General features: G+C 52.2%; 1 protein-coding gene. It reads left to right on the forward strand.

The window, feature by feature from the left end:
* Positions 1 to 226 (forward strand): hypothetical protein (locus ACXAH9_RS17215; RefSeq protein WP_474896090.1); only part of this gene is annotated, 226 nt, incomplete at both ends.

A 226-nucleotide genomic window follows, 5' to 3' on the forward strand; every position in this document is an offset into this window, starting at 1 on the left:
GGACTGCCTGCAGGTACTTATTACCTCAGACTGGAAAACAATACCACAGGCTGTGTAACCCCTGCCGCTGACCTCATCGAGTTTATCATCGACGAAGAAGCAGTGAACCCTAGCCTGAATGTGGTACAGACCGCACAGGATATCTCATGTGATGATGATGCCACCAACCCGCCTAGCGGACAGGCTACTGCCTCGGTGGTCAACGGATCCATGGATGTGGATGATT

The sequence above is a fragment of the Ekhidna sp. ABH4_415 genome, from assembly GCF_056161305.1.